18 protein-coding genes and 1 other RNA gene are annotated in these 21,057 nt (G+C 71.6%); 17 read left to right on the top strand and 2 right to left on the bottom strand.

The window, feature by feature from the left end; translation table 11 throughout:
* Positions 1-61: 61 nt before the first annotated feature.
* The 4 genes from AB0E14_RS27160 (at position 62) to AB0E14_RS27145 (ending at position 5,730) form a co-directional block, all read left to right on the top strand.
* Positions 62-1,756, top strand: coding sequence for a protein kinase (locus tag AB0E14_RS27160; protein ID WP_362423417.1), 1,695 nt, complete (start codon positions 62-64; stop codon positions 1,754-1,756).
* A 127-nt stretch (positions 1,757-1,883) separates the two neighbouring features.
* A complete protein-coding gene (locus tag AB0E14_RS27155) occupies positions 1,884-3,149 on the top strand; it encodes a serine/threonine-protein kinase (RefSeq protein ID WP_362423414.1) in 1,266 nt (421 codons plus the stop codon).
* A 43-nt stretch (positions 3,150-3,192) separates the two neighbouring features.
* Positions 3,193-4,299, top strand: coding sequence for a peptide chain release factor 2 (gene prfB, locus AB0E14_RS27150; protein WP_362423410.1), 1,107 nt, complete (start codon positions 3,193-3,195; stop codon positions 4,297-4,299).
* Positions 4,300-4,689: 390 nt separating this feature from the next.
* Positions 4,690-5,730, top strand: coding sequence for an LPXTG cell wall anchor domain-containing protein (locus AB0E14_RS27145; protein WP_362423407.1), 1,041 nt, complete (start codon positions 4,690-4,692; stop codon positions 5,728-5,730).
* 123 nt (positions 5,731-5,853) lie between these two features.
* Here AB0E14_RS27145 and AB0E14_RS27140 read toward each other — a convergent pair whose 3' ends face one another.
* Entirely contained in the window at positions 5,854-6,039 is a 186-nt protein-coding gene (locus tag AB0E14_RS27140; RefSeq protein WP_362011899.1) for a hypothetical protein, read from the bottom strand.
* 264 nt (positions 6,040-6,303) lie between these two features.
* Here AB0E14_RS27140 and ftsE point away from each other — a divergent pair, with 264 nt between their 5' ends.
* The 7 genes from ftsE to AB0E14_RS27105 all read left to right on the top strand — a co-directional run bounded on the left by ftsE (position 6,304) and on the right by AB0E14_RS27105 (position 13,032).
* On the top strand, positions 6,304-6,993 hold the full coding sequence (gene ftsE, locus AB0E14_RS27135) for a cell division ATP-binding protein FtsE (RefSeq protein ID WP_260229593.1): 690 nt from the start codon (positions 6,304-6,306) through the stop codon (positions 6,991-6,993).
* A 21-nt stretch (positions 6,994-7,014) separates the two neighbouring features.
* On the top strand, positions 7,015-7,932 hold the full coding sequence (ftsX, locus tag AB0E14_RS27130; protein WP_362423403.1) for a permease-like cell division protein FtsX: 918 nt from the start codon (positions 7,015-7,017) through the stop codon (positions 7,930-7,932).
* Between the two features lie 78 nt (positions 7,933-8,010).
* Entirely contained in the window at positions 8,011-9,201 is a 1,191-nt protein-coding gene (locus AB0E14_RS27125; RefSeq protein ID WP_362423400.1) for a S41 family peptidase, read from the top strand.
* Positions 9,202-9,219: 18 nt separating this feature from the next.
* Entirely contained in the window at positions 9,220-9,759 is a 540-nt protein-coding gene (gene smpB, locus AB0E14_RS27120; RefSeq protein WP_362423397.1) for an SsrA-binding protein SmpB, read from the top strand.
* 104 nt (positions 9,760-9,863) lie between these two features.
* Positions 9,864-10,233, top strand: a transfer-messenger RNA (tmRNA) gene (gene ssrA / locus AB0E14_RS27115).
* A gap of 212 nt (positions 10,234-10,445) precedes the next feature.
* A complete protein-coding gene (locus tag AB0E14_RS27110) occupies positions 10,446-11,819 on the top strand; it encodes a nitrate/nitrite transporter (RefSeq protein WP_362423394.1) in 1,374 nt (457 codons plus the stop codon).
* Between the two features lie 76 nt (positions 11,820-11,895).
* Complete coding sequence (locus AB0E14_RS27105) at positions 11,896-13,032, top strand: uroporphyrinogen-III synthase (RefSeq protein ID WP_362423391.1); 1,137 nt, start codon at positions 11,896-11,898, stop codon at positions 13,030-13,032.
* Between the two features lie 14 nt (positions 13,033-13,046).
* Here the strand turns inward: AB0E14_RS27105 and AB0E14_RS27100 are convergent, their stop codons facing one another.
* The gene (locus AB0E14_RS27100) at positions 13,047-13,526 is read right to left on the bottom strand and encodes an anthrone oxygenase family protein (RefSeq protein WP_362423388.1); all 480 of its coding nucleotides are present in this window, start codon (positions 13,524-13,526) and stop codon (positions 13,047-13,049) included.
* 161 nt (positions 13,527-13,687) lie between these two features.
* Between AB0E14_RS27100 and AB0E14_RS27095 the strand changes: the two genes are divergently transcribed.
* From AB0E14_RS27095 to AB0E14_RS27070, 6 genes are all read left to right on the top strand, one after another.
* On the top strand, positions 13,688-14,239 hold the full coding sequence (locus AB0E14_RS27095; protein WP_362423385.1) for a CGNR zinc finger domain-containing protein: 552 nt from the start codon (positions 13,688-13,690) through the stop codon (positions 14,237-14,239).
* Between the two features lie 94 nt (positions 14,240-14,333).
* Positions 14,334-14,921, top strand: a complete 588-nt coding sequence (locus AB0E14_RS27090) for a sigma-70 family RNA polymerase sigma factor (protein ID WP_362423382.1) — start codon at positions 14,334-14,336, stop codon at positions 14,919-14,921.
* Entirely contained in the window at positions 14,918-15,811 is an 894-nt protein-coding gene (locus AB0E14_RS27085) for a zf-HC2 domain-containing protein (protein WP_362423379.1), read from the top strand. The genes AB0E14_RS27090 and AB0E14_RS27085 overlap by 4 nt, the downstream gene beginning before the upstream one ends.
* A 101-nt stretch (positions 15,812-15,912) precedes the next feature.
* Entirely contained in the window at positions 15,913-18,255 is a 2,343-nt protein-coding gene (locus AB0E14_RS27080; protein WP_362423486.1) for a UvrD-helicase domain-containing protein, read from the top strand.
* Between the two features lie 446 nt (positions 18,256-18,701).
* Positions 18,702-20,141: an NAD-dependent malic enzyme gene (locus tag AB0E14_RS27075; RefSeq protein ID WP_362423376.1), complete on the top strand. Its 1,440-nt coding sequence runs from the start codon at positions 18,702-18,704 to the stop codon at positions 20,139-20,141.
* A 475-nt stretch (positions 20,142-20,616) separates the two neighbouring features.
* Entirely contained in the window at positions 20,617-20,898 is a 282-nt protein-coding gene (locus AB0E14_RS27070; RefSeq protein ID WP_017237029.1) for an HU family DNA-binding protein, read from the top strand.
* The last annotated feature ends 159 nt before the right edge of the window (positions 20,899-21,057 follow it).

Genomic DNA, 21,057 nt, shown 5'->3' with positions numbered 1-21,057 from the left:
GTCACAACTCAGGACAGGAACCCGGGAATCCCAGGACCACGATCAGCAGGGAGCGCGTGACGTGCGGCCAATCGGCAGCAAGTACCTGCTCGAGGAGCCGCTCGGACGCGGCGCCACGGGCACCGTCTGGCGAGCCCGCCAGAGGGAGGCCGCGGGCGCCGAGGCGGCCGTGCAGGGTCAGCCCGGCGAGACCGTGGCGATCAAGGTCCTCAAGGAGGAGCTGGCCAACGACGCGGACATCGTGATGCGCTTCCTGCGCGAGCGGTCCGTGCTGCTCCGGCTCACCCACCCGAACATCGTGCGCACCCGCGACCTGGTCGTCGAGGGCGATGTCCTCGCCCTGGTCATGGACCTCGTCGAGGGCCCGGACCTGCACCGCTACATCCGCGAGAACGGCCCGCTCACCCCGGTCGCCGCCGCGCTGCTGACCGCGCAGATCGCCGACGCGCTCGCCGCCAGCCACGCCGACGGCGTCGTCCACCGCGACCTCAAGCCCGCCAACGTGCTGCTCGCCGAGCAGAACGGCGAGATGCACCCGATGCTGACCGACTTCGGCATCGCCCGCCTCGCCGACTCCCCGGGCCTGACCCGTACGCACGAGTTCGTCGGCACGCCCGCGTACGTCGCGCCGGAGTCCGCCGAGGGCCGCCCGCAGACCTCCGCCGTCGACATCTACGGCGCCGGCATCCTGCTCTACGAGCTGGTCACCGGCCGTCCCCCGTTCGCCGGTGGCACCGCGCTCGAAGTCCTGCACCGGCACCTCAGCGAGGAGCCGAGGCGCCCCTCGACCGTGCCCGCCCCGCTGTGGACGGTCATAGAGCGCTGCCTGAGCAAGGACCCCGACCGCAGGCCGAGCGCCGAGAACCTGGCCCGCGGGCTGCGTACGGTCGCGGCGGGCATCGGCGTGCACTCCACGCCCGCGCAGATCGAGGCCGCCGACGGCGTCGGCGCGCTGCTCGCCCCCGACCCGGCGCCCGCGCCGGTCCCGGGGATGCCCGGTGCCGCCGACCCGACCCAGGTGCTGCCGAGCAACGCCGGGCAGTACGACCCGGCCGCCCCGACCAGCGTCATGCAGACCAGCGGCCCGATGGGCGGAGGCGCCGACCCGACGGCGGTCCTGCCGCCCGTACCGTCGCAGCCGCCGCAGACCGGGCCGGGCGAGGAGCAGCCGCACCCCTGGCAGAGCCAGCTGGCCGCCGCCCGCGACCGCAACGAGCAGACGCAGATCCAGTACCTGGACCCGAGCCAGGACCCCCTGCGCCGCCGCCCGCAGCGCCAGCCGCAGCCGCCGCAGCACCAGCCCCAGCAGCACCAGCAGCGGCAGGCTCCGCAGCCGTACCAGCAGCCCCAGCGGCCGCAGTACCAGCAGCAGCCTCCACAGCAGCAGTACGCGCCCGCGCCGCAGCAGCAGTACCACCCGCCGCAGCAGGCCTACACCCCGCCGCAGCCCGCCCCGCAGGCTCCGCAGCCGCCCGCTCCGCGCGAGCCGCGACAGCCGCGCCGGCGCAGCGCCAACCCCATGCGGATCCCCGGGCTCGGCTGCCTCAAGGGCTGTCTCTTCTCGATCCTGATGTTCGTGGTCGCCGGCTGGCTCATCTGGGAGCTGACCCCGCTCCAGAGCTGGATCGCCGAGGGCAAGAGCTACTGGCAGGCCATCGGCGACGGAATCTCCTCCTTCACCGACTGGGTCTCCGGCCTCGCGGACTCCGGAAGCGGCAGCACGAGCGGTACCACCACCGGCGGTACCGGGCAGTAGACCGGCGGTACGGGCAGTAAGTCTGCCGATTTATCGACTTCCGAGGGGTGATTTCGCTTCGGAAGTGACGACCGGCGGCTGCGGACGCGTAACTTTGACGCGTCCGCCAGCCGCTGAGGGAGCAGTCTTGGCACGCAATATCGGCAGCCGCTACACGGCCCACCAGATCCTCGGCCGTGGCAGCGCCGGCACGGTGTGGCTCGGCGAGGGCCCGGAGGGCCCCGTCGCCATCAAGCTGCTGCGCGAGGACCTGGCCTCGGACCAGGAGCTCGTCGGCCGCTTCGTCCAGGAACGCACCGCCCTGCTCGGTCTCGACCACCCCCGGGTCGTCGCCGTCCGCGACCTCGTCGTCGACGGAAACGACCTCGCGCTCGTGATGGACCTCGTCCGCGGCACCGACCTGCGCACCCGCCTCGACCGCGAGCGCAGGCTCGCCCCCGAGGCGGCCGTCGCGATCATCGCGGACGTCGCGGACGGCCTCGCCGCCGCGCACAGAGCCGGGGTCGTCCACCGGGACGTCAAGCCCGAGAACATCCTGCTCGACATGGAGGGCCCGCTCGGCCCCGGCGGCGCCCACCCGGCGCTCCTCACCGACTTCGGCGTCGCCAAACTCATCGACACGCCCGGCCGCACCAAGGCCACGCGGATCATCGGCACGCCGGACTACCTCGCCCCGGAGATCGTCGAGGGCCTGCCGCCGCGCGCCGCCGTCGACATCTACGCCCTCGCGACCGTGCTGTACGAGCTGCTGGCCGGCTTCACGCCCTTCGGCGGCGGCCACCCGGGCGCCGTGCTGCGCCGCCACGTCACGGAGACCGTCGTCCCGCTGCCCGGCATCCCCGAGGAGCTGTGGCAGCTGATCGTCCAGTGCCTCGCGAAGGCCCCCGCGTCCCGGCTGCGCGCCTCGGAGCTGGGCAGCCGGCTGCGCGAGTGCCTGCCGCTGCTCAAGGGGCTGCCGCCGCTGGACGTGGACGAGCCCGACGACGCGGAGCAGCAGGCCCAGGAGCCGCGCGAGGACGACCCGTACGCCACGGGCGCGGGCCCGGGCGGCACGGGCACGGCCGCCGGAACGGCCACCCCGCGCCGGGCCGCGGTGCCCCTGGTCCCGGGCGCGTCCCCGGACTCCAACCGGGACACCCACACCTCCATGCGCGTCCCCGCCCCCGACGAACTCGCGGGCGGCCCCCTGGGCACGGCCCGCGCCCCGCGCTCGGCGGGCGCCCGCCGCCCGGGCTCGGCCCGGCACAAGGCGGAGACGGTCCGCAAGCGCCGGATCACCCTCTCCGTCGCGGCGCTCCTGGTCGCCGGCGCGGTCGGGGTGGGCGGCTACCTGGCGACCGCGGACGAGTCCGACACGCCTCCGCAGGACTCCAGGACGTCCACCCGGCCCTGATCGCGGGGGCCGGGGATGTGCGGGGAGCCGTTACGCTGGACGCGTGGCAGTCGTCGATGTATCCGAAGAGCTGAAGTCCCTCTCCTCGACCATGGGGTCGATCGAGGCCGTACTGGACCTCGAAAAGATGAGGGCAGACATCGCCGTGCTCGAAGAGCAGGCCGCGGCCCCGTCCCTCTGGGACGACCCGGAGGCGGCGCAGAAGATCACCAGCAAGCTTTCGCACCTCCAGGCCCAGGTCCGCAAGACCGAGGCCCTGCGTGGCCGGATCGACGACCTCGGGGTGCTCTTCGAGCTCGCCGAGGAGATGGACGACCCGGACACCCGCGTCGAGGCGGAGACGGAGCTCGCCGCGGTGCGCAAGTCGCTGGACGAGATGGAAGTCCGCACGCTCCTCTCCGGCGAGTACGACGAGCGCGAGGCGCTGGTCAACATCCGCGCCGAGGCGGGCGGTGTGGACGCCGCCGACTTCGCGGAGCAGCTCCAGCGCATGTACCTGCGCTGGGCCGAGCGGCACGGCTACGGCACGGAGGTCTACGAGACCTCGTACGCGGAAGAGGCCGGCATCAAGTCGACCACCTTCGTGGTCAAGGCCCCGTACGCGTACGGCACGCTCTCCGTCGAGCAGGGCACGCACCGTCTCGTCCGCATCTCCCCGTTCGACAACCAGGGCCGCCGCCAGACCTCGTTCGCGGGCGTCGAGATCCTGCCGGTCGTCGAGTCCTCGGACCACGTCGAGATCGACGAGTCCGACCTGCGCGTGGACGTCTACCGCGCGTCGGGCCCCGGCGGCCAGGGCGTCAACACGACCGACTCGGCGGTGCGCATCACGCACATCCCGACCGGCATCGTGGTCTCCTGCCAGAACGAGCGCTCCCAGATCCAGAACAAGGCGAGCGCCATGAACGTCCTCCAGGCCAAGCTCCTCGAGCGCCAGCGCCAGGAGGAGCGCGCCAAGATGGACGCCCTGAAGGGCGACGGCGGCAGCTCGTGGGGCAACCAGATGCGCTCGTACGTCCTGCACCCGTACCAGATGGTCAAGGACCTCCGCACGGAGTTCGAGGTCGGCAACCCGCAGTCGGTCCTCGACGGCGAGATCGACGGCTTCCTGGAGGCGGGCATCCGCTGGCGCAAGCAGCAGGAGAAGTAACCTCCCGCTCCGCTCACCACGGCACCGGGCCCCGCGTACGCGCGCGGGGCCCGGTGCCGTTTCGCGCGCGGGTCCGGTCCCGATTCGCGGGCGCAAGGGGGAACTCGCACTTCCTGACGCTTTGTCGACTTGGGAACTCGCCCCGGAGGGCCGGTAGTTCTACGTTTACGTCACAGTTGCATCCCCGCATGGCGGGCAACTGGTGATCTTTCGGGCATCGCACGCGCAACGTCCTTGACGCGTATGCGGAAAGTCGGAAGGGTGACAGGCTGCATGCGTATCTCTGGGGCGTGTGCGCACGGGGGCCGGTTGAGTGACACGCCGCTCCCGCTGCCCGAAGCCCCGAGCGCTGCTCCAATGACGAGATGAGCTACTGGGGGTAGCAGCCAGATGACCAAGAAGACGCGGATCCGTGTAGCGCGTATAGCGGCCGGCGCGGTGATCGCGGCCGGCGCGTCGCTCACCGCTGCGGGCGCCGCTTCCGCCGTGGGTGTGTCCTTCGGGGCCGAGGTCAACGACGGCACGATCGAGGTCCAGGCCGGCGTTCAGGGCGGCGAGGAAGGCGAGGACGGCGGCGCCGACGGTGGCGTGGACGCCGGCACGTCGAGCGGTACGTCCACCGGTACCTCGACCGGTACTTCGACGGGTACGTCGACCGGCACGTCCACGGGTACGTCGACGGGTACGTCGACCGGTACCTCGACGGGCACGTCCACGGGCACCTCGACCGGTACGTCCACGGGCACGTCGACCGGCACGTCCACGGGTACTTCGACCGGTACGTCCACGGGTACTTCGACCGGTACCTCCACGGGTACTTCGACGGGTACGTCGACCGGTACCTCGACGGGTACTTCGACCGGCACGTCCACCGGTACCTCGACCGGCACGTCCACGGGCACCTCGACGGGTACCTCGACCGGTACGTCCACGGGCACCTCGACCGGCACCTCGACGGGCACGTCCACGGGTACCTCGACCGGTACGTCCACGGGCACCTCGACGGGCACGTCGACCGGTACCTCGACCGGTACCTCGACCGGTACGTCCTCCGGGAACACCAGCCAGGGCGGCAACAACGGCGGCCAGGGCAACAACGGCGGTCAGGGCAACAACGGCGGCCAGGGTGACAACGGCGGCAACAACGGTGGCTCCGCCACCAACGGTGGCAGCGACGGTGGCTCCTCCACCGACGGTGGCACCGGCACCTGCACCGTCGACCTCGACGGCGCCGAGTGCGTGAGCAACAACCCCGACACCGACAACGCCGGCTCGCAGCCCGTCGAGCAGGGCAAGGCCAAGGAGGAGCTGGCCGAGACCGGCGCCGCCGAGACCTCGTTCCTGATCATCGGTGCGGCGACCATGATCGCCGGTGGCATCGGCTTCCGGATGCTGCCGCGTCTGGTCGGCGGTGGCCGCGCCGCCGTCTGAGGCGAGCGGTAGCGCCGACGCGCGTACACGCGTACGAGAGGGCCGGGGGCGTACCCCCGGCCCTCTCTTCGCGTTCTCGGTCTCCGGCTCGCGTGCGAGCCGTCTGTGGGCTCCGCGCGGGCCCTACGCGGCCTGCAGCGCCGCCAGCAGGGCCATCGTCGCCAGCAGGGCGATCACCAGGGCCAGCACCATCGCCGGGGTCAGGCCCGTCGACGGGTCAAGGCGCTCCCGGTTCGCGCGGCAGACGGGGCAGCGACCCTCCGCGACGGGGGCCGCGCAGTTGGCGCACACCAGTCGGTCATACGTCATGCGCTCTCCTCCTCCCGCTTCCGCACAGCGGTCCACACGGGGTTCACACCAGTGACAACGCCCGGTGGCACCCGAGCGTTCCCCCTACCACTGTGCCAGCTCCGACGCGTTTCGGCGCGCCCCGTCGGATTACACCCGGAACGCAACGCTTCCGCCCCGCAGGGCGAAAAGGATAAACCGCGCAAGCCGGGACCGCGACTGCGCGGGTCATCCCGGGTCGCGTAAGGTCGCGCACACCTACTCCCGGCCGACCGTGGTGCATCCGTGATCCGATTCGACAATGTCTCCAAGTCCTATCCGAAGCAGAACCGCCCCGCGCTCCGGGATGTATCCCTGGAGATCGAGAAGGGGGAGTTCGTCTTCCTCGTCGGTTCCTCCGGCTCCGGAAAGTCGACTTTCCTCCGGCTGATCCTGCGCGAGGAGCGCTGCAGCCACGGCCAGGTGCACGTCCTCGGCAAGGACCTCGCCCGGCTCTCCAACTGGAAGGTGCCGCAGATGCGGCGCCAGCTCGGGACCGTCTTCCAGGACTTCCGGCTGCTGCCCAACAAGACCGTCGCCGAGAACGTCGCCTTCGCGCAGGAGGTGATCGGCAAGCCGCGTGGCGAGATCCGCAAGGCTGTGCCCCAGGTCCTCGACCTCGTCGGCCTCGGCGGCAAGGAGGACCGGATGCCCGGCGAGCTCTCCGGTGGTGAGCAGCAGCGCGTCGCCATCGCCCGGGCCTTCGTCAACCGGCCCATGCTGCTCATCGCGGACGAGCCCACCGGCAACCTCGACCCGCAGACCTCCGTCGGCATCATGAAGCTGCTCGACCGGATCAACAGGACAGGGACCACCGTCGTCATGGCGACCCACGACCAGAACATCGTCGACCAGATGCGCAAGCGCGTCATCGAGCTCGAGAAGGGCCGCCTCGTCCGCGACCAGGCGCGCGGCGTCTACGGATACCAGCACTGAGCAGGTAGGGGACAGATCACCATGCGCGCTCAGTTCGTGCTCTCCGAGATCGGCGTCGGCCTTCGCCGCAATCTCACGATGACCTTCGCCGTCATCGTCTCCGTGGCCCTCTCGCTCGCCCTGTTCGGCGGTGCGCTGCTCATGCGCGAGCAGGTCAGCACGATGAAGGACTACTGGTACGACAAGGTCAACGTCTCCATCTTCCTCTGCAACAAGAACGACGCGGCCACCTCCCCCAAGTGCGCCAAGGGCGCGGTGACCGCGCAGCAGAAGGAGCAGATCCAGGCCGATCTGAAGAAGATGGACATCGTCGAGACCGTCCACCACGAGACGACCGACGAGGCCTACAAGCACTACAAGGAGCAGTACAGCGACACCGCCATCGCCTCGGTCATCACGCCCGACCAGATGCAGGAGTCGTTCCGGGTCAAGCTCGACAACCCGGAGAAGTACAAGGTCGTCGCCACCGCCTTCGCCGGCCGGGACGGTGTGGAGTCCGTCCAGGACCAGCGCGGCATCCTGCAGAACCTCTTCGACCTGATGAACGGCATGAACGTGGCCGCCCTCGGCGTCATGGGGCTGATGCTGGTCATCGCGCTGATGCTGATCGTCAACACGGTGCGTGTCTCCGCCTTCAGCCGGCGGCGCGAGACCGGCATCATGCGGCTGGTCGGCGCCTCCAGCTTCTACATCCAGATGCCGTTCATCATGGAGGCCGCCTTCGCCGGTCTCCTCGGCGGCGCCGTCGCCTGCGTCATGCTCCTGGTCGGCCGGTACTTCCTCATCGACCACGGCATCGCGCTCGCCGACAAGATGCAGCTGGTCAACTTCATCGGCTGGGACGCCGTGCTCGCGAAGCTGCCGCTCGTCCTCGCCATCGGCCTGCTGATGCCGGCCCTTGCGGCCTTCGTGGCGCTGCGCAAGTACCTGAAGGTGTGACAAGCACCCCGCTGTCACTCGTGGCGCCGTACGGTCAACCACCGTACGGCGCCATTGCTTTGTCCTAGAGTGAGCGCCATGCCTACCGGCCCCGAACCCAGTCCGCGGCCCCGCGTACTGCGCGGGGCCGCCCTGACGCTGGTCTTCGCCGGAGTGCTCGCGACGGCCGCGGCAACCGGGGTCCTGCCGCGGCAGGAGCCCACCGCCCTGAAGCGCGCCCCGCAGGCCGCGCCCGCCCGGGACCGGGACACCGTCGACCCCGCCGACCTCTCCCGCGCCGCCGCCGAGGCCATGGCCGACGGGAAGTCCGGCAAGCAGGCCGCCGAGGACTTCGTCAGCCGCAGCGGGGACCGCTGGGGCGCGGTGTACGGCAAGGCCGAGTTCGAGGAGTTCGCGCAGGCCCTCGACGGCTCGTACACCGGCGTCGGGCTCTCCGCGCGCAAGGCCGGGGCGGACCACATCGAGATCTCCCGCGTCCAGGCCGGCGGACCCGCCGCCAAGGCCGGGCTGCGCGCCGGCGACCGGCTCGTCACCGTCGACGGGCGCTCGCTGGCCGGGCTCTCCGTCTCCGAGGCCGTCGCCCTGCTGCGCGGCGGCGGCGCCGACCGGGCCGGCTCCACCGTCGCCCTCGGCGTCGAGCGCGGCCGGTCCGCCTGGACCGAGACCCTGACCAGGGCCCGGCTCGCCAGCGACGACGTCACCGTCCGACGCCTCGACGACGGGGTGGTACTGATCAAGGTGACCGCCTTCACCAAGGGCGTCGGCGAGCGGGTGCGGGAGGCCGTACGCAGCGCCCCGGCCGGCGCCGGTGTCCTCCTGGACCTGCGGGGCAACGCCGGCGGTCTGGTCGCCGAGGCCACCACGGCAGCCTCCGCCTTCCTCGACGGCGGTCTGGTCGCCACGTACGACGTCGACGGCGAGCAGCGCGCGCTGTACGCGCAGAGCGGCGGCGACACAGCCCGGCCCGTGGTGACGCTGGTCGACGGCGGCACCATGAGCGCGGCCGAGCTGCTCACGGGCGCCCTGCAGGACCGCGGCCGGGCCGTCACCGTCGGCTCGCGCACCTTCGGCAAGGGCGCGGTGCAGATGCCGAGCACGCTGCCCGACGGCTCCGTCGCCGAGCTGACCGTCGGCCACTACCGCACCCCCGCGGGCCACGGCGTCGACGGCCTCGGCATCACCCCCGACCTGGTGGTCGGCGACAGCGCCGGCGAGCGGGCCGAGGAGCGGGCGAGAACAGTATTGAGTGGCCTCGGAGGGGGCTCGTAGTGCGAAAATGGCCGCACTATGGCAAAGGGACTCGTGAACGTGCAGGGCAAGCCTGCCAAGAAGAAGGACCAGGACAAGGGTCCTGAGCGCAAGCTCATCGCGCAGAACAAGAAGGCGCGCCACGACTACCACATCATCGACACCTACGAGTGCGGTGTGGTGCTCATGGGCACCGAGGTGAAGTCGCTCCGGATGGGCCGCGCGTCGCTGGTCGACGGCTTCGTCCAGATCGACCGGGGCGAGGCGTGGCTGCACAACATCCACGTCCCTGAGTACTCCCAGGGCAGCTGGACCAACCACTCGGCGAAGCGGAAGCGCAAGCTGCTGCTGCACCGCGCCGAGATCGACAAGCTGGAGTCGAAGTCGCAGGAGACGGGTCACACGATCGTGCCCCTCGCCCTGTACTTCCTGGGTGGCCGCGTCAAGGTCGAGATCGCGCTCGCCAAGGGCAAGAAGGAGTACGACAAGCGGCAGACGCTGCGGGAGAAGCAGGACACCCGCGAGACGAGCCGGGCGATCGCGGCGGCCAAGCGGCGCCAGCGGGCGGCCGCGGTCTGAGACCGCCCCGCCGGGCGCCGTTAAGTCGCTGGCAACCGTACGCGCTCGTCACGTACGATGGGTCACGCACCTCACAGCGGGTGCGCGCCTTGAAAAATCAACATGGGGATGATCGGTTTCGACAGCGGATGTCGAAGCAGGGGAAGCGTGTCGAGGAAGCGGCAATGATCTCGTTAACCATATGTCGCAACCAATAATCGCCAACACCAAGCGCGATTCCTTCGCCCTCGCTGCCTAAGTAGCGACTTGCGAAGTGTCAGCCCGGGGGTGATCCCGACCCGGATCCTGGCATCATCAAGGGATCTAAACTCCTAGACCCGGTCACGGGGCCTGGGAGGAAATCAAACAGTGACTGAGCCCGTCGGAGACTTGTCCGCGTGATCTCCGGGGCCGAGAAAATCGCAGCGGACTGCACACGGAGAAGCCCTGGTTCCGCACCGTTGGACGCGGGTTCGATTCCCGCCATCTCCACTCATCCCATGTGGGCACGGGCCCGGCAGTCGTCACGACGACCGCCGGGCCTTTGTCATGCCCGGCTGCTCACAGCAGGTGTGCGGGTTCGGTGAGAGCTAGGTTCCGTACCCGTCACTTCACGCCACCGGCGCCGAAACGCGGGTTCCCTAGCGTCAGCGCACAGAGGTCCAGAGCATCTGGACGCTCGGGACCCGACACCGTGGAGGTACGTGATGGGCGGCCGGTGGATCGAACGCTGGGAGCCGGAGGACGAGACCTTCTGGCGCGAGCAGGGCGAGAAGATCGCCCGACGCAATCTCCTCTTCTCCGTGCTCTCCGAGCACATCGGATTCTCGATCTGGAGCCTGTGGTCCGTGATGGTCCTCTTCATGGGACCGCAGTACGGGATCGACCCGGCGGGCAAGTTCTTCCTGATCGCGACCGCGACCTTCGTCGGGGCGCTGATCCGCGTCCCGTACACCTTCGCCGTCGCCCGGTTCGGCGGCCGCAACTGGACGATCGTCAGCGCGCTGCTGCTCCTGCTGCCGACCGGCGTCGCCTACGCGGTGATGGAACCGGGCACCTCGTACGGCACCTTCCTGCTGGTCGCCGCGCTCACCGGGGTCGGCGGCGGCAACTTCGCCTCCTCCATGACCAACATCAACGCCTTCTTCCCGCTCCGGAAGAAGGGCTGGGCGCTCGGGCTCAACGCGGGCGGCGGGAACATCGGCGTCCCCGTCGTCCAGCTCGTCGGGCTCCTCGTCATCGGCACCGCCGGGGCGATGCACCCGCGGATCGTCCTCGGTGTCTACATCCCGCTCATCGTCGTCGCCGCCCTGTGCGCGGCGCTCTTCATGGACAACCTCGCCCCCGTGAAGAACGACACCGGCGCAGCGAAGGAGGCCGTGCGGGCCGGCCACACGTGGATCATGGCCTTCCTCTACATCGGCACTTTCGGCTCCTTCATCGGCTACAGCTTCGCCTTCGGGCTCGTCCTGCAGACCCAGTTCGGGCGCACCCCGCTCCAGGCCGCCTCGCTCACCTTCATCGGGCCGCTCCTCGGCTCGCTGATCCGGCCCGTCGGCGGCTCCCTCGCCGACCGGTACGGCGGCGCCCGCATCACGCTGTGGACCTTCGCCGCGATGGCCGCGTCGACCGGGGTCGTGGTCTACGCGTCGGTCGCCGAGTCGCTCGCCGTCTTCCTCGTCGGCTTCATCGGGCTCTTCGTCCTCAGCGGGCTCGGCAACGGCTCCACGTACAAGATGATCCCCGCGATCTTCCTCGCGCAGGGGCACCGCAAGGGCCTCTCGGGCGAGGCGGCGGAGGCCTACGGCCGCAGGCTCTCCGGGGCCTCCATGGGCCTGATCGGGGCCGTGGGCGCGCTCGGCGGGCTCGGCATCAACCTCGCCTTCCGGCAGTCCTTCCTGGCCGCGGGCACCGGCACCGCCGCCTTCGTCGCCTTCCTGCTCTTCTACGCGGCCTGCATGGTCGTGACCTGGGCGGTATACCTTCGCCGGCCGGCGTCCGTGCCGGACACGGCGGAGGGCGCCGAGAGCGCGGACGGTGCCAGCGAGAAGGCACGGCAGCTCGGTTACGCCGAGGTGTGATCCCCCAGTGGTCCGTAACGGGCAGGAAATCCAGGTGAACCGCATCCGTCACGCTTTCCCGTCAGGCTCGGCTCCCATGGACGAGCAAGAGCAGGGGCCCCTCGCGGGGTTCACCGTGGGCGTCACCGCGGCACGGCGCGCGGACGAGCTGGGAGCGCTGCTGCGCCGCCGGGGCGCCGTGGTGACGCACGGCCCGGCGCTGCGGATCGTGCCGCTCGCGGACGACACGGATCTGCTCGCCGCCACGAAGGACATCATCGACCACGCCCCGGACGTCGTCGTCGCCACGACGGCGATCGGCTTCCGGGGCTGGGTCGAGGCGGCCGACGGCTGGGGCCACGGCGAGGAACTCCTCGACCGCCTGCGGGGCGTGGAGCTGCTCGCCCGCGGCCCCAAGGTCAAGGGCGCGGTCCGGGCCGCCGGTCTCACCGAGTCGTGGTCGCCGTCCTCGGAGTCCATGGCCGAGGTCCTCGACCGGCTGCTGGCCGAGGGCGTGGCGGGGCGGCGGATCGCGCTCCAGCTGCACGGGGAACCGCTGCCGGGGTTCGTGGAGGCGCTCACGGCGGGCGGCGCCGAGGTCGTCGGCGTACCGGTCTACCGGTGGATGCCGCCCGAGGACATCGGCCCGCTCGACCGGCTCCTGGACGGGGTCCTGGCGGGCGCGCTGGACGCGGTGACCTTCACCAGCGCCCCGGCTGCCGCCTCGCTGCTGTCCCGCGCGGAACACCGGGGCGCGCTGCCCGAACTCCTGGCGGCCCTGCGGCACGAGGTGCTCGCGGTGTGCGTGGGTCCGGTGACCGCGCTGCCGCTCCAGGCGCACGGCATCGACACCCTCCAGCCCGAGCGCTTCCGGCTCGGTCCGCTGGTGCAGCTGCTCTGCCAGGAGCTGCCCGCCCGGGCGCGCAGCCTGCCGGTGGCCGGCCACCGGATCGAGATCCGGGGCCACGCGGTCCTCGTCGACGGCCTGCTGCGCCCGGTCCCGCCCGCCGGGATGGCCCTGCTCGCGGCCCTCGCCCGGCGGCCCGGCTGGGTGGTCTCCCGCGCCGACCTGCTCCGCGCGCTGCCCGGCGCGGGCCGGGACGAGCACGCGGTGGAGACGGCGATGGCCCGGCTCCGGACGGCCCTCGGCACCCCCAAGCTCATCCAGACGGTCGTCAAGCGCGGCTACCGGCTCGCCCTTGACCCGGTCGCGGACACGAAGTACGACGGGTAGCGCGGCGCCCGGTCTCACCGTCCCCGGACCGACAGCGCCCGCACCAGGCAGACGAGGCCCGCGGTCGACAGGACCGCGCGGACGAGGTTCCACGCCACCCACGGGGACTCGAAATCCGCGCGTGCCCGGACCGGGTCGGTGGCCGCCGCGAGGGCGTCGTTGAGCGGAACGTTCACCGTGGACGTCACGACGAACACGGCCACGGAGAGCAACAGCGCCGCCAGCGCCCAGCCCTTCGCGGCCGTGCCGCGCAACTGCCGGGCCGCCACCGCCGTCAGGGCGGGCGCCGCGAAGAAGACCGTGAAGAAGACCGGGTTCTGGATCACGTCGTTGATGTCCCGCATCACGTCGACGAAGACCGCGTCGTCCGCGCGGCCCAGGGCCGGCATCACCGAGCACACGTACGCGAACCACACCCCCGCGAGCAGTCCCGTCGCCACCGTCGCCGCCGCCAGAACCGGCCCCGCGGCCCTTCCACCCCTGTTGTTCGTCATGACCGTCAGTCAAGTCGCCCGGGGCGCGGGGAGCCATGGGCGCGCGTCCAGTTTCCATACGCGGCCGTCCACCGCGGCCGCCCGCGGCCCTAGCCGAACCCCGCCGACGGGAGCACTCTGTTCCGGACGACTGCTTCCGAGCGCGAGGTGGTGACAGGGGCATGACCGTACGGTTCGACTCCGGCCGGATCAGCCTGGACCTGGCCGCCCAACCGCTCGGCGAACCCCGGGCGCTCGACAACTTCCTGCGCGCCGCCGGACTCGTCCCCGCCGCCACCCCGCTCCGCGCGCTCGACGCCCTCTGGGTCGTCCGCTTCCGCGAACTGCGCGACTGCGTAGCCGAACTGGCCCACGCCCAGCTCGACGGCCGCCGCGCCGACCGCGCCCTGGCGCGCCTCAACGCCCTCGCCGCCGCCTCCGCACCGCCCGCGCCCCGCGCCGTGCGCACCGAAACCGGCGGGCTCGTACGGGCCTTGGACGCCGAACCCGACTGCCGCGCCCTGCTCGCCGCCGTCGCGCGGGACGCCGTGGACCTGCTCACCGACCCCACCGCCCGCGCCCAGTTGCGCCGTTGCGAGCGCGACGACTGCCGCCGCTGCTACCTCGACACCTCGCGCGGGCGCCGCCGCCGCTGGTGCTCCAGCGAAACCTGCGGCAACCGCGAGCGCGTTGCCCGGCACCGGGCAGCGCGAAGAGCCGACACGGTCGTCTGAGGGATCGCGAAAAAACTTCGCGCGCCGTTGAGTCGAACCCGCACTCCGCTCCGTACCCCTGCACGACAACAAGGACTCGACCGGGGAGGTTCAGGTGCGCAAGGATGCGGCCGTGGCCGATGAACGTCCGCATCGGGCCCGGCATCGCAGCGAGACGTCGCGGGTCCGCCCCGATGTCCCCGACGAGGAGTTGATGCGTGCGCTCTATCGCGAACATGCCGGTCCCCTGCTCGCCTACGTACTCCGTCTCGTCGCCGGCGACCGCCAGCGTGCCGAGGACGTCGTGCAGGAGACGCTCATCCGTGCCTGGAAGAACGCCGGCGCGCTCAACCGGGCGACCGGCTCCGTCCGACCTTGGCTGGTGACGGTTGCCCGGCGCATCGTCATCGACGGCCACCGAAGCCGGCAGGCCCGGCCGCAGGAGGTCGATCCGTCACCGCTCGAGGTCCTGCCCGCGGAGGACGAGATCGACAAGGCTCTGTGGCTGATGACGCTCTCTGACGCGCTCGACGACCTGACCCCCGCCCACCGGGAGGTCCTGGTCGAGACCTACTTCAAGGGGCGTACGGTCAATGAGGCGGCCGAGACCCTCGGCATACCCGCAGGGACCGTGCGTTCCCGGGTGTTCTACGCACTGCGCTCGATGAAGCTCGCGCTGGAGGAGAGGGGGGTATCGGCATGAGCAACGACATGACACCGCCGCACGACGCGGCCGGCGCGTACGTCCTCGGCATCCTGGACGACGTCGACGCCGCCGCCTTCGAGGCGCACCTGGTGGACTGCGACGTGTGCGCCGCGCACGTCGAGGAGTTCGCCGGGATGGAGCCGATGCTCGCCATGCTGGCGGACGCCGAGGCCCAGGGCCCGCCCCGCCCGCCGCTCCCCGATCCCTACGGCGACGAGGTCTTCGACGCCTTCGCGCCCCGGCCGCCGGCGCCCGCCGCCGTTCCCGGCCCGCCGATGTCCCCGCCGCTGCCCCGGCCGCGGCGCACACCCGCCGAGCCGATCGCCGTCGCCCCCGCGCCCGAGCTCCTCGACCGGCTCATCGACGAGGTCGGTGCCAAGCGCGCCGCCCGGCGCCGCCGCTCCCTGTACCTCGTCGCCGCCGCCGCGATCCTGGTCGTCGGCGGTCCCGCCGTCGCCGTCGTCGCCACCTCCGGAGGAGACAGGAGCAACCAGGCCGTCGCACCGCACCCGCACCCGACCAGCCCCGCCGAGGACGCCTTCTTCCACCACATGGACGAGAAGATCGAGGCCACCGACCCGACGACCAAGGTCAGCGCCACCGTCGGCCTGGAGAAGAAGGGCTGGGGCACCCACACCGTCCTGGAGCTCAAGAACGTCAAGGGCCCGCTGAAGTGCCGGCTCGTCGCCGTCTCCAAGACCGGCGAGGAGGAGGTCGTGACCTCCTGGGCCGTGCCCAAGTGGGGGTACGGCATCCCCGGCGCCACCCAGGAGTCCGCCAAGAACCCGCTCTACGTCCACGGCGGCGCGGCCATGGACCGCGCCGACATCGACCACTTCGAAGTCCGGACCTTCGACGGCGAACGCCTCGTGGAGGTCGAGGCCTGACATTTCGGCCCCCTGTGGCGTACGCTCGACGGCTGCCCAGTGCACGTCAGAAGGGGGCCTCAGTGGCCGCGCAGGAAGCCGTGGAGGCCGTGGACGCCGCCATGGACGCCACCGACTCGGTCCGGGACCGTGAGATCGGTGTCGAGCAGGAACATCTGGACAAGGTCTACCGCCGCCTCGAGGAGAAGATCCACGAGGCGGAGTTCCTGATGAACGACGCCGCCAAACGCGGCCAGGTCGGCACGCCCGGCGCGCTCGCCGAGCGGGACGCCCAGGTGTTCCGGGCCGGGGTGCACCTGAACCGGCTCAACAACGAGTTCGAGGACTTCCTCTTCGGCCGGATCGACCTGCTGTACGGCAAGGACGGCAAGAAGGGCCCCGACGGCGCGTACACCTCCGTCGAGCCCGCCGAGGACGCCGTACGGCCCGACAACACGGCCGACATCGGCGAGACCCTCCACATCGGCCGGATCGGCGTCCTCGACTCCGACTACTCCCCGCTCGTCATCGACTGGCGGGCGCCCGCCGCCGCGCCCTTCTACCGCTCCACGCCGGTCGACCCCGGCCGTGTGGTGCGGCGCCGCGTCATCCGCTCCAAGGGCCGCAAGGTCCTCGGTGTCGAGGACGACCTGATGCGCCCGGAGCTGACCGCGACCCTCGACGGGCGCACGCTGCCGGTGATCGGCGACGGCGCCCTGATGGCCGCGCTCGGCCAGGCCCGCAGCCACACCATGCGCGACATCGTCTCCTCCATCCAGGCCGAGCAGGACCTGGTCATCCGGGCGCCCGCCGCCTCCGTCACGTACGTCGAGGGCGGCCCGGGCACCGGCAAGACGGCGGTCGCCCTGCACCGCGCGGCCTACCTGCTCTACCAGGACCGGCGCCGCTACGCGGGCGGCATCCTGATCGTCTCCCCGACGCCGCTGCTCGTCTCGTACACCGAGGGCGTGCTGCCCTCGCTCGGCGAGGAGGGCCAGGTCGCCATCCGCGCGCTCGGCTCGCTCGCCCAGGACGCCGTCGGCGCGGAGGCCACCACCTACGACGAACCGGCCGTCGCCCGGGTCAAGGGCTCCTCCCGGATGCTCGCGGTGCTCCGCAAGGCCGCGCGCGGCGCCCTGGAGAGCCCGGCGCCCGCGCGACAGGCCCAGCTCGCCCTGGACGAGGACGACGCGGCCGCCGCCGCCCCCGCCGGCACTCCCACCCGCCTCCGGGTCGTCGCCTTCGGGCGCCGCCTGGAGCTGGAGGGCGACGAGCTCCAGCGCATCCGGCACAACGTCCTCGGCGGCTCCGCGCCCGTCAACCTGCTGCGCCCGCGCGCCCGCAAGCTGCTGCTCGACGCCCTGTACGCCAAGTCCGGCGCGGCCGGACGGCACAGCGACCCCGAGCTCGCCGCCGAGCTGCGCTCCTCCTTCGACGAGGACGTCTCCACCGAGGACGCCTTCCTGTCCTTCCTCGACGCCTGGTGGCCCGAGCTGACCCCGCGCCAGGTCCTCGACGCGATGGCCGACGAGAAGCGCCTCGGCCGCTGGGCCCGGCGCGTCCTCAACCCGGGCGAGGTCCGCCGGGTCGCCCGCTCGCTGCGCCGCGAGGGCTACTCCGTCCACGACGTGGCGCTCCTGGACGAGCTGCACACCCTCCTCGGCACGCCCGCCAGGCCGCGCAAGAAGCGGGAGTACGACCCGCTGGACCAGCTGACGGGCCTGGAGGAGCTGATGCCCGTACGGGAGGAGACGCAGCGCGAGCGGGCCGAACGGCTCGCGGCGGAGCGCACCGAGTACGCGCACGTCATCGTCGACGAGGCCCAGGACCTGACGCCCATGCAGTGGCGGATGGTCGGCCGGCGCGGCCGCACCGCGACCTGGACGGTCGTCGGCGACCCGGCGCAGTCCTCCTGGTCCAACCCGGACGAGGCTGCCGAGGCCCGTGACGAGGCCCTCGGCAGCCGCCCGCGCCGCCGCTTCGAGCTGACCGTGAACTACCGCAACCCGGCCGAGATCGCCGAGCTGGCCGCCAAGGTGCTCGCCCTCGCCATGCCCGGCAAGGAGTCGCCGCGCGCGGTCCGCTCGACGGGGGTGGAGCCCCGCTTCGTGGCGCTGCCCGGCAAGGGCGATCTGGCCGAAACCGTACGGGCGGAGGCGCGCCGGCTGCTCGAACGGGTGGACGGCACGGTCGGCGTCGTGGTCGCCATGAACCGCCGCGAGCAGGCCGCCGGCTGGCTGGCCGAGCTCGGCGACCGGGTGGTGGCGCTGGGCTCGCTGGAGGCCAAGGGCCTGGAGTACGACGCCACGGTGGTGGTCTCGCCCGCGGAGATCGCGGACGAGTCCCCGGCCGGGCTGCGGGTCCTGTACGTGGCGCTGACCCGCGCCACCCAGCAGCTGACGGTGGTCTCCGGCGCCCGTGACGTACCGGACGAGGCGGGGGTCCCCGACCTGCTGAGGGACTGACCGGGGCCGACCGGCCCTGAACAGCCCCGACCGGCCCCGACCAGCCCCGATGTGGGCTGATCGGGGCTGTTCAGGGCTCATTTCAGGTCAACCTGCGTCGCAGGAATCACTTACCAGAGTGGTTTGTTAGCCTGTCTATGGCACCGGCTCGATCCAAGCCCCCGGGCCCAACCTTCGTCCCTTAGAGGGACCACTTGCCGCGAGGCGAGCATGGCGGGTCGGTGCCGTCTTGTACGTACATACAGAAGAGGTCCGCGTCACCCACGGGTGATCGCGGACCTCTTCTGTTTCCCCGAAGCTTCTCGTATGGTGGAAACTACTTTCCGAAAACAAAATGACCGCATTACCTGCTACCGGCTGGTAGGTGCGACGATCGGAGGGCGCCGCCGGGCAACCAGCCGGGGCGGCGTAGCAACGAAGCTCAGGGAAAGCAGAGGAACTCGGCCATGGCAACGGCGCCCAGCGTCTCGTACTCGATGACGGTCCGGCTGGAGGTTCCCGCCAGCGGGACCGCGGTCTCCCAGCTCACCACGGCGGTGGAGTCCCACGGCGGTTCCGTCACCGGCCTCGACGTGACCGCCTCCGGCCACGAGAAGCTCCGGATCGACGTCACCATCGCCGCGACCTCCACCGCGCACGCCGACGAGATCGTCGCGCAGCTGCGCACCATCGAGGGCGTCGTCCTCGGCAAGGTCTCGGACCGTACGTTCCTGATGCACCTCGGCGGCAAGATCGAGATGGCGTCCAAGCACCCCATCCGCAACCGTGACGACCTCTCCATGATCTACACCCCGGGCGTGGCCCGCGTGTGCATGGCGATCGCCGAGAACCCCGAGGACGCCCGCCGCCTCACCATCAAGCGCAACTCCGTCGCAGTCGTGACGGACGGCTCCGCGGTCCTCGGCCTCGGCAACATCGGCCCCAAGGCCGCCCTGCCCGTCATGGAGGGCAAGGCGGCCCTCTTCAAGCGCTTCGCCGGCATCGACGCCTGGCCGATCTGCCTGGACACCCAGGACACCGACGCCATCGTCGAGATCGTCAAGGCGATCGCCCCCGGCTTCGCGGGCATCAACCTGGAGGACATCTCCGCGCCCCGCTGCTTCGAGATCGAGGCGCGGCTGCGCGAGGCCCTCGACATCCCGGTCTTCCACGACGACCAGCACGGCACCGCGATCGTCGTCCTCGCCGCCCTCACCAACGCCCTGCGCGTGGTGGGCAAGGGGATCGGTGACGTACGGGTCGTCATGTCCGGTGCGGGCGCGGCCGGTACGGCCATCCTGAAGCTGCTCATCGCGGCGGGCGTCAAGCACGCCGTCGTCGCCGACATCCACGGCGTCGTGCACGCCGGGCGCGAGGACCTCGTCGAGGCCGCGCCGGGTACCCCGCTGCGCTGGATCGCCGACAACACCAACCCCGAGGGCGTCACCGGCACCCTCAAGCAGGCCGTCGTCGGCGCGGACGTCTTCATCGGCGTCTCGGCCCCGAACCTGCTCGGCGCGGACGACGTCGCCGCCATGGCCGACGACGCGATCGTGTTCGCGCTCGCGAATCCTGACCCCGAGGTGGACCCGGCGGTCGCCCGCCAGACGGCCGCCGTCGTGGCCACCGGCCGCTCGGACTTCCCCAACCAGATCAACAACGTGCTGGTCTTCCCGGGTGTCTTCCGCGGTCTGCTCGACGCCCAGTCCCGCACGGTCAACACGGAGATGATGCTGGCGGCCGCCGCGGCCCTCGCCGACGTCGTCACCGAGGGCGAGCTGAACCCGAACTACATCATCCCGTCGGTCTTCAACGACAAGGTCGCGGGCGCCGTCGCGGGCGCCGTCCGCAACGCCGCGAAGGCGGCGGGCGCGAGCGCGGGCGACAACGGGACGAACGGGCTCTGAACGCGCCCTGACGGGCTCTGAAGGACCCTGACGGGCTCTGACGGGCCGTCGGAGGGTCGCGTGGGGCTGTACGAGGCCCCGCGTCGGCCCGACGGCGGCTCCGGCGTCGGCGCGAGGTCCGTCCGACGTCCGCCCGACGTCGGGCGGACGTCGGCCCCCCCGCCCGGCGCGTCGCGCGTCGCGGGGCCGTAAACCCGCCTCTAGGGTGGATGTTCGGCTCCAAAGAGTTTCGGCGGAGTCGACGGAACGTCACCACGCCGGAGGCCGTGGCGCTTTTCGTGTGACCCCAGAGAGTGCTGGATTGGCGTTCCCGCCGCTGGTGGGGGCAGGATGCCTATTCGGGCGCGAGGGTCTGTCAGCAGACCCGGGTCCGGGGACTGTCCGAGGGCCCTGGCAGCATCGGCATCGCTGTGCCCACTATGCGGCTCCGCCGCGTGGCACGCCTCACAGGCAAGAAGAACACGGGAGTAACAACATGAACCGCAGTGAGCTGGTGGCCGCCCTGGCCGACCGCGCCGAGGTGACCCGCAAGGACGCCGACGCCGTGCTGGCCGCTCTCGCCGAGACCGTCGGCGAGGTCGTCGCCAAGGGCGACGAGAAGGTCACCATCCCCGGCTTCCTGACCTTCGAGCGCACCCACCGTGCCGCTCGCACCGCTCGTAACCCGCAGACCGGCGACCCGATCAACATCCCGGCCGGTTACAGCGTGAAGGTCTCCGCGGGCTCGAAGCTCAAGGAAGCCGCCAAGGGCAAGTAAGGCGCCAAGGGCCTGGAAGCGGGCCTGAAGCGACAGAAGGGGGGGCCCCCCCCCCCCCGGGGGGGGGGCCCGGGGGTGGGCCCGGTATGGGGGCAGGCGGGGCCCCAAGACGGGGGGGGGGGGCCCGCGGGAAAAAGACCGCCGGCCCCCCGCACGGGC

This window comes from Streptomyces sp. NPDC047981 (assembly GCF_040653315.1).
Lineage (GTDB): Bacteria > Actinomycetota > Actinomycetes > Streptomycetales > Streptomycetaceae > Streptomyces.
Note: the sequence above shows the minus strand (reverse complement) of the source record. Positions and strands in the feature narration are given on the sequence as shown.